The sequence below is a fragment of the Synechococcus sp. R60.1 genome, assembly GCF_047461835.1.
Classification (GTDB): Bacteria; Cyanobacteriota; Cyanobacteriia; order Thermostichales; family Thermostichaceae; genus Thermostichus.
Window position 1 is genome coordinate 1 of the sequence record NZ_JANSIA010000124.1, and the last position, 4,268, is coordinate 4,268.

3 protein-coding genes and 1 CRISPR repeat array are annotated in these 4,268 nt (G+C 57.1%); all 3 genes read left to right on the forward strand.

The window, feature by feature from the left end; genetic code table 11:
- Positions 1 to 161: 161 nt before the first annotated feature.
- From NW834_RS13035 to cas2, 3 genes are read left to right on the forward strand one after another with little or no spacing between them, the layout of a single operon-like run.
- Positions 162 to 1,583 carry a TIGR03985 family CRISPR-associated protein gene (locus NW834_RS13035; RefSeq protein WP_414419156.1) on the forward strand — a complete coding sequence of 474 codons (1,422 nt, stop codon included), beginning with the start codon at positions 162 to 164 and terminating at the stop codon, positions 1,581 to 1,583.
- Positions 1,580 to 2,605 (forward strand): CRISPR-associated endonuclease Cas1, encoded by a 1,026-nt coding sequence (gene cas1 / locus NW834_RS13040; protein ID WP_414344134.1) that lies wholly within the window; start codon positions 1,580 to 1,582, stop codon positions 2,603 to 2,605. The genes NW834_RS13035 and cas1 overlap by 4 nt, the downstream gene beginning before the upstream one ends.
- A complete protein-coding gene (cas2, locus tag NW834_RS13045; RefSeq protein ID WP_414331218.1) occupies positions 2,605 to 2,883 on the forward strand; it encodes a CRISPR-associated endonuclease Cas2 in 279 nt (92 codons plus the stop codon). Before cas1 ends, cas2 begins: the two co-directional genes overlap by 1 nt.
- Positions 2,884 to 3,157: 274 nt before the next feature.
- A CRISPR array of direct repeats spans positions 3,158 to 4,193; the repeat unit is 37 nt; unit sequence GTTGATCCCTACCTTTTCCCCGCAAGGGGACGGAAAC.
- Positions 4,194 to 4,268 lie beyond the last annotated feature (75 nt).

Below are 4,268 nucleotides of genomic sequence, written 5' to 3' on the forward strand. Positions count from 1 at the left end.
TCTGGTAGAGCAGAGCAGGCTCAGGGCTACTGAAAGCCCGCTCCGTACCGCTTAGCGGTCGGAGCCGGGTAGTTTACGCTCTCACTTGCGCCTTGCTCCAAGAAAACCCCTGGCCTGGAGTGCCATCAACTGGTTGACCTAAGAACCGAGGGAACTGTCGGATGAGCGGATTTGAGCTGCCTTTGACGGTAGAGGTGTTGCGCTGGCTGGCCAGCGGGCAGTTGGCGGAGCGCCTGGAGCGGGCCGTGCGCCTGTGGGTGTTGCTCGATTGCTTGTATGGCGAGGAGGGATGGCGGGATCTGCCGGAAACGTTTGGCTATACCCACATTCGGGATCGCTTGCTCTCGCCGTGGCATCCCAAGCAGGATCTGGCAAAAGGGATCCCTTCACCCTGTCCTGATGTTGACTGCATTTGCTGGAAACCCTTGAGGTTTTGGCTGAAGGATCCCAACCTATTGGCCGCCTTAAAAGCAGAAGTTCCCGATCTGGAAGCGCTGCTAGCTGCCCGACCCTTTCACAAGACCCACCGCACCCTGCGCAAAGAGCTGGACTACCTGGCCGCCCGGGGTTGGCTGCAACAAATTCAGGCCAACTCTAGGCGGAGAGATAATTTTCGCTGCCGTGCGCCGGGGGATCGTCCCCAACTGCCCGTATCTTCATCGGCTTTGACCTTATCGGGCCATCAACTGGAACAGATCTATCACATCCTCAGCGATGTGGCCTTTGTACATCCAGATGTGCAGGTTTTGCTGGATGAAATCTGGGAAAATCAAAGGACTCCGTCCCGCTGGCGCGATCAGCACTCCCAGCGGCGGCTGTTTGTGTGGTTTGAGTACATCCTCTCAGACGAACAGCAAGAACGGGTGGATGAATATCAAAGCCAGCTAGAAGCCCTTTGGGCCAACCCAGAAGCAGGGGTGATCGGTTTTGACTACGCCACCCGCCAACATGGGATCCGACACGTTCTCACTTACCCAGTCTGCCTGTTTTATGCCCGCCGCGCCAAGTATTTGGCAGCCTTTGGCCAGCTCCCCACCCCCGAAGGATCCCTGGGCTGGCACAATTTTCGGCTGGATCGGATCCAGTCTAAGCGCTTGGCGGTGATCCCCTGGGGCGATCCTTCTATCCCGGCAGAGCTGGCAATCCGCAAACGGCAGAGGAAGCTGCCCAGCCCAGAGGAAGTCCAAGCAGCATGGGAAGAAGCCTGGGGATCCGATTTTTACTTGCCCAAGGCTTTGTTGATCCTTCGATTTTCCCCGGAGTTTGCCCGTCGCTATGTGGAAAGCACAGTGCGACATCCCACCTTCCAGCCCATTGCCTACGAGCGGATCCCGGCTTTGGTGCAGCAGGCAGTGGCGGATGCGCGGGAGCGCGAACAGATTTTGAACATTGTCCGGCAAAGGCCAACCAGCGACCGGTACTTCCGCGCCTGGGTACGGGTGGGAGATACCAATTTCACCATGCGCCTGCGGGATTGGCGGCCCAACGGCGAGGTGATCGCGCCACTGGCCTACCGGGAACAGATGGCTCGGGAAGCCCAGGCAGAGCTGCAGTTTTATCGCCCCGACCTGAAGCTTTCTTGACCTTCCTGCCCATGACCACCCTCTACCTAACCGAGCCGGGGACTGTGGTTCACTGCCAAAACCAAACCCTGCTCATTCGCCGCCGTGGTCAAGAGCAGCTTTGCCGCCTTGCGGAGGTGGAGCTGGTGGTGGTGTTGCCCGGGATCCAATTGACCAGCGCAGCTTTGGCCCAACTGCTGGATCGAGGCATCGAAACCATTTTTTTGCGTGCGGATGGCGGTTTTCGCGGTCGCCTGCAGGGATCCTTCTCCACCAACTCTGAGATCCGTCTGGCCCAGTATCAGCGGGCCTACTCCCCCTGGGGGCTGAGGTGGGCCAAGGTGATTGTGCGCGGCAAGATTCGCAACCAACGGGCAATTCTACAACTGCACAACCGGGCTACCCGCGGCCAAATTGCCCCCTTACAGGAGGGTATTGATGTTATCGCCGCCTACCTGCAACAGTTGGATCGCTCCACCACTCCTCCGGATCGAGAAGCGCTGATGGGCCTGGAGGGCATTTGCGCCCGCACCTACTACCAATCCCTGCAACATTGCTTTCCGCCTGAGTGGAACTTCACTGGCCGCAACCGACAGCCGCCGCTCGACCCGATCAACGCTCTGCTCAGTTGGGGCTACGGGGTGCTGCTGGCCCGCGTGTTCTCCGCAGTGGTGATGGCCGGGTTGGATCCCTATCTCGGCTTTTTCCACGCCAACTTGCCCTACCGCCCCAACCTGGTGCTGGACATGATGGAGGAGTTTCGACCCTTGGTGGTGGATTGGGCTGTGCTCCAGCTTGTCAAGGCTGGCCTGCTCACGCCGGAAGACTTTGAGCCGTCGCCGGATGGGACAGGCATATGGCTGGGATCCCTGGCCAAAAAACTGTTTTTGGGAGAGCTGGAACGCCGCTTCCGCGAGCCATTGCTCTATCCTCCCCAATCTCGCCGCCTGCCCCTCAGTCAAATTGTGCTGGAGCAAGCCCGCCGGCTGAGCCGTTGCCTGGTGAGCGGTGACCTAGACTATGAGCCCATAGAGCTGCGCTGATGCTGTGGTTGGTTTGCTACGACGTGGTGGACGATAAGCGGCGACAACAGTTGGCCAAGCAGTTGGAACAGTGTTGCCAGCGGGTGCAATACTCCGTGTTCGAATGCCCACTGGACACTGCAGAGTTGGAAAACAAGCTGGAACAGTCGTGGTTGCCCCTGCTGAATCTCAAGGAAGACAGTCTGCGGGCCTACCCTTTGGATGCCGCGGCCAAGAAGCAGGCCAAAGTCTTCGGGGGGCCTCCCCCCTATGAGCCGCCGGACTACCTGATCTTCTGAGGCTCTCCACCGGGCCGAAATTGTAAAGTTTTGTGCGCGATCTGTCGGGGCGAGCCATCACCAGCCTGACTCTGCCGGCACAAGATTTTAAGGGAAACTTTAGATCTTTTGCCCCGATTGGCCCAAAAACGTGACATAATGGCCGTAGCAAGCTCAATTTCCCCGCTTGCGCTTGGCCGCGAGGACAATGTTAATATCTGCGTCGAGGAATCTCCGTACTCCCTCGCGAACGCACCTTGAAAACCTCATGAATTCAGGCTTTTCCGAGGGTAGGGTTGATCCCTACCTTTTCCCCGCAAGGGGACGGAAACAGGCTATCGACGGTCCAACCGTAGTCGGGATCCGTCGACTGGGCCTTCCGGGTTGATCCCTACCTTTTCCCCGCAAGGGGACGGAAACTCCATCTAACTGTGGTAGCCAGGCGGCTTTCAAGCGCAGTTGTTGATCCCTACCTTTTCCCCGCAAGGGGACGGAAACTTTTTGATCTGACTCATCCAGCGGTTCAAGTATTCGGTTGTTGATCCCTACCTTTTCCCCGCAAGGGGACGGAAACGTTGAGGTTGATTTAGTTCATACTATTCTTCCTCCCGCTGGTTGATCCCTACCTTTTCCCCGCAAGGGGACGGAAACACCAACCCCTCTCGGGCATTGGTGTATACATACAGCGTTGATCCCTACCTTTTCCCCGCAAGGGGACGGAAACACTGCTGTATTCTATGGCATCGGAAAACCACACCATGAGGTTGATCCCTACCTTTTCCCCGCAAGGGGACGGAAACTTTGGCTTTCTACCTGCTTTACGGGGAGTTACCTACTGAGGTTGATCCCTACCTTTTCCCCGCAAGGGGACGGAAACGCCTACTACTTCACCGTATACTGTTTGGTATATCTCAAGTTGATCCCTACCTTTTCCCCGCAAGGGGACGGAAACTTACAACAATGGACAACGCTTTGTCAGCTTTGTCCACGTTGATCCCTACCTTTTCCCCGCAAGGGGACGGAAACAGGATCCAGCTTAGTACACCCTTTGATTGGCAAACCGTTGTTGATCCCTACCTTTTCCCCGCAAGGGGACGGAAACTCTGGAAGAGCCCAGACCATCCAACCGAAACGCTTAACCAAGTTGATCCCTACCTTTTCCCCGCAAGGGGACGGAAACGGGCTAACGTGGGCCTTGTAGATGTTGAGGTCAGTCCTGTTGATCCCTACCTTTTCCCCGCAAGGGGACGGAAACCCTGGAGCAAGCTGATTACTTGGTTACAGCACAGTTTACGTTGATCCCTACCTTTTCCCCGCAAGGGGACGGAAACGGTACGTGCCAGTCGTACCGGTCCTCTATCAACCAAAGAGTTGATCCCTACCTTTTCCCCGCAAGGGGACGGAAA